The sequence below is a fragment of the Desulfovibrio sp. genome, from assembly GCF_019424165.1.
Lineage (GTDB): Bacteria > Desulfobacterota > Desulfovibrionia > Desulfovibrionales > Desulfovibrionaceae > Desulfovibrio.
This window is the reverse complement of sequence record NZ_JAHZAA010000066.1, coordinates 1-3374: the sequence shown is the minus strand read 5'-3', so window position 1 is coordinate 3374 and position 3374 is coordinate 1. Positions and strand designations below refer to the sequence as shown.

The window sequence follows — 3374 nt, the reverse complement described above, 5'->3', positions numbered from 1 at the left end:
CCGTCTGTCCAAATTCAAACTGGCGGAAGCCGCCGCGACCAAGGGAAAAATACTGGATGCGGATGACGCGCTGGGCATGATCGCCGCCGACAATGCCGAGGCTTCTGCCGAAGCCGGAACCAATAACAGGGCTGCCCGTGAGCAGCGGGGAGGCAACTGATGTCATCTGCTTCATCAGGCTCTGTTTTGCTTGCCATGAGCGTTCCGTCTTTTTGGCACTGCGGGCGTACCATTCGCAAGTACAGTCTTTTCACCATTCTTTGCTGTTTGCCGGCAGCGGCCATGGCCATCTGGAACTGGGGCTTGCCCGCCCTTCGGGTCATGGCTCTCAGCGTTGCTGCCTGTGTAGTTGTGGAAGCCCTGTGCGAAAAAATCATGGGCCGGCAGATAGAGGTGGACGACTTTACCGCCGTATATGCGGGGCTCATCTTTGCTTTTCTGCTACCGGCAGATGCCCCCTGGTGGCTTGTCGTCCTTGGGGCGGTTATCTGTATCACCTTGGGCAAAATGGCTTTTGGCGGCCTTGGGGCCAACCCTGTAAGCACGCCACTCGTGGGCTGGGCCGTTCTGGCGGTGTCCTTTCCCATTTTTATGGACCCCAACGCCATGCAACTCGGCACGAATTTTATTGACCCCCTGGTACGCCTGAAGTTCTTCGGCGCAGCCAGCGCCGACTCCACCCCCCTGCTGGACCTGATTCTGGGCAAACAGATCAATGGTCTGGGTGCGGGGCAAGTGCTTGGCCTTTTTGTGGGCGGTTCTTTTCTCTGCGCTACCGGCACGGTGCGCTGGCAGATCAGCCTGGGGTTTTTCATTGGTGTTGCTGCGTTGGCTGCATTTTTTCATATGTCAGACCCGGCCCACAATGCTTCCGCCTTTTTCCATCTGTGTACCGGGTCGGTCATGCTGGGTGGTTTTTTCATGGCTACTGAAATGGGCACAACGCCCCTGCGCCCGCTGCCCATGTTTCTCTACGGCCTTACCGGAGGGCTGCTGGCCATGGTTATTCGCAAGTATGGGGTATGGATCGACGGTGTTCCGTTCGCCATTCTTCTGGCTAATATGTTAACCCCTTATCTCGATATGATACGCCCCAGACCTTTCGGAGGTAGCCGCCAATGATAGCCATAGTACGCATGGTGGTAGTGCTGTCAGTTCTTTGCGGGCTTTCCGGTTTTGCCCTTTCGTATCTTAAAATGATCACCGCTACAGCCATAGAAGAACAGGAACTGACTTACGTGCAGGGGCCTGCGCTCAAGAGGGTTTTTGCCCAGGCAGAAAACTCGCCCATTGCTGACAGGCGCGGCTTTACTCTTTCCAACGGTGAAAAGGTCACTGTCTTTCCTGTTATGAAGTCAGGCAAGCTTGTGGGGGTTGCCCTGGAAAATTTTGGTAAAGGGTATGGCGGCCCCATTGGTGTCATGGTCGGCTTCAATACCGCCGATGACACCCTGGCTGGCGTTGGCATGACCACCATGAAGGAAACTCCGGGGCTGGGCATGCGTGTGGCGGATCCGGGCTTCACTACCCAGTTCATGAGTGCGGCTACCCCGGTGAATCTCAAAAATCAGGGGGGGAAAATCGATGCGATTTCAGGCGCTACCATCTCCTCTGCCGGATCGGTGGAGGCTGTGAATAAAGCCGCCCAAACGTATATGGGCCTGAAGCCTGAAATTTTCAAAGCCTGGGCTAAATAGCCCACTGGCATACGCCTGGAGCTTCCATGAGCATACTGCAAGAATTTACCAAAGGGCTTTGGAAGGAACTGCCGCCGTTCCGTCTCGTGCTGGGGCTTTGCCCTACCCTGGCTGTAACCAACTCTGCCGACAATGGTCTTGGCATGGGGGTAGCCGTCATTTTTGTGCTCGTACTTTCAGACATGCTCATTTCAATGGTGCGCAGCATTATTCCCAAAACAGTACGTATCGCCTGCTTTATCGTTATTGCGGCCTCACTGGTGGTCGCGGTGGAACTGCTCATGCAGGCATATGCCTACCCTCTGTACCAGCGGCTCGGCATCTTTGTGCCGCTTATCGTGGTCAACTGCATAATTCTTGGCCGGGCCGAAGCCTTTGCTGCCAAAAATGGTGTGGCAGCTTCCATAGCCGACGGCCTGGGCATGGGCTTGGGCTTCACTCTGTCGCTGACCTTTCTTGGCTCATTGCGCGAAATTTTTGGCAACGGCACATGGTTTGGGCAAAACGTCATGTGGGAGGGCTTTGAGCCCATGCGCATCATGATTCAAGCGCCGGGAGCCTTTATCTGCCTTGGCCTCATACTGGCGGCCATGAACATGTACAACTACTGGAAAGCCGGCAGGGGCAAGGACGTACCCACCCCGCAAGGCGGTTGCGGTTCCTGCGGGTGCTGCTCGCTGGAACGGCGTGAAGAAGCCCGGTAACAGATTGGTCTTGTGATTTTTATACAGCCGGAAGCAGTTACAGCAAGATGCCTGGCTGCGGCGTCACGGCAATAACAAGACCTGAGCGACTGTCGCAGGCAGGTGCGATCTCAAAGCAAAACCGCTCTAACGGCACAAGGATAGCGCATGGATATTTTCGCCATCTTTATCTCGGCCATCTTCGTCAACAATATTGTGTTGGCCCAGTATCTTGGCAACTGCCCGTATGTGGGATGTTCCAAAGAAAAAGGCGTAGCCCTAGGCATGGGCGGCGCGGTGATTTTTGTAACCATTGCCGCCACGCTTTGTACCTGGCTCATGCAGAAATATGTACTCGACCCCTACGGGTTAGGGTATCTGCAAACCATCGTCTTTATCGTTGTCATCGCGGCACTGGTGCAGTTTGTTGAAATGTTTCTCAAAAAAATTGTACCGCCGCTTTACGCCGCCCTTGGTATTTTTTTACCTCTTATTACCACCAACTGTGCGGTTATGGGGGTTGCCATTCTGGTGCAGCGTGAAGGCTATGGCCTGATGGAATCTCTGGTGTGGGCTTTGGCCTACGGCCTGGGTTTCACTCTGGCGCTGCTGCTGATGGCAGCTATCCGCGAAAGACTGGACACCTGCCGTCTGCCCAAAGCCATGGCCGGCACACCGCTGGCTCTTGTGATGGCCGGCCTTATGTCGCTGGCTTTTATGGGTTTTAAAGGCATGGGATAACGGGCGGACAGCGCGTCGCTTACGCTTAACAAGACATGGCGCGCGACGGCGGTTGACCGGTCAATTCTGCTGTACGGCAGTTACGCTAGACGGGGACGGAACTATGGTCTTTGTATCGATTTTGACCCTTTTTGCCCTTGGCCTTGTGGCATCCATCATCCTGGCCGTGGCCTCGCGGGTTTTTTACGTCAAGGAAGACCCGCGGGTTGAAGCCGTAATGGAAGCCCTGCCGGGAGCAAACTGTGGCGGATGC

General features: G+C 55.2%; 4 protein-coding genes and 1 pseudogene. All 5 read left to right on the top strand.

Going from position 1 to position 3374, the window contains the following annotated elements; all coding sequences use genetic code 11:
- Positions 1-159 precede the first annotated feature (159 nt).
- Positions 160-1122: an RnfABCDGE type electron transport complex subunit D gene (locus tag QZ377_RS12525; RefSeq protein WP_291441567.1), complete on the top strand. Its 963-nt coding sequence runs from the start codon at positions 160-162 to the stop codon at positions 1120-1122.
- A complete protein-coding gene (rnfG, locus tag QZ377_RS12520) occupies positions 1119-1697 on the top strand; it encodes an RnfABCDGE type electron transport complex subunit G (RefSeq protein WP_291441565.1) in 579 nt (192 codons plus the stop codon). Before QZ377_RS12525 ends, rnfG begins: the two co-directional genes overlap by 4 nt.
- A 26-nt stretch (positions 1698-1723) precedes the next feature.
- A complete protein-coding gene (locus QZ377_RS12515; protein ID WP_291441564.1) occupies positions 1724-2401 on the top strand; it encodes an electron transport complex subunit E in 678 nt (225 codons plus the stop codon).
- Between the two features lie 147 nt (positions 2402-2548).
- A complete protein-coding gene (locus tag QZ377_RS12510; RefSeq protein ID WP_291441562.1) occupies positions 2549-3121 on the top strand; it encodes an electron transport complex protein RnfA in 573 nt (190 codons plus the stop codon).
- 103 nt (positions 3122-3224) lie between these two features.
- Positions 3225-3374: pseudogene (locus QZ377_RS12505) on the top strand (ferredoxin); the annotation flags it as partial.

Bases quoted from the DNA above. Each gene is read 5' to 3' on its own strand.
- QZ377_RS12525 (WP_291441567.1), top strand. From the start codon at position 160: ATGTCATCTGCTTCATCAGGCTCTGTTTTGCTTGCCATGAGCGTTCCG.
- rnfG (WP_291441565.1), top strand. From the start codon at position 1,119: ATGATAGCCATAGTACGCATGGTGGTAGTGCTGTCAGTTCTTTGCGGG.
- QZ377_RS12515 (WP_291441564.1), top strand. From the start codon at position 1,724: ATGAGCATACTGCAAGAATTTACCAAAGGGCTTTGGAAGGAACTGCCG.
- QZ377_RS12510 (WP_291441562.1), top strand. From the start codon at position 2,549: ATGGATATTTTCGCCATCTTTATCTCGGCCATCTTCGTCAACAATATT.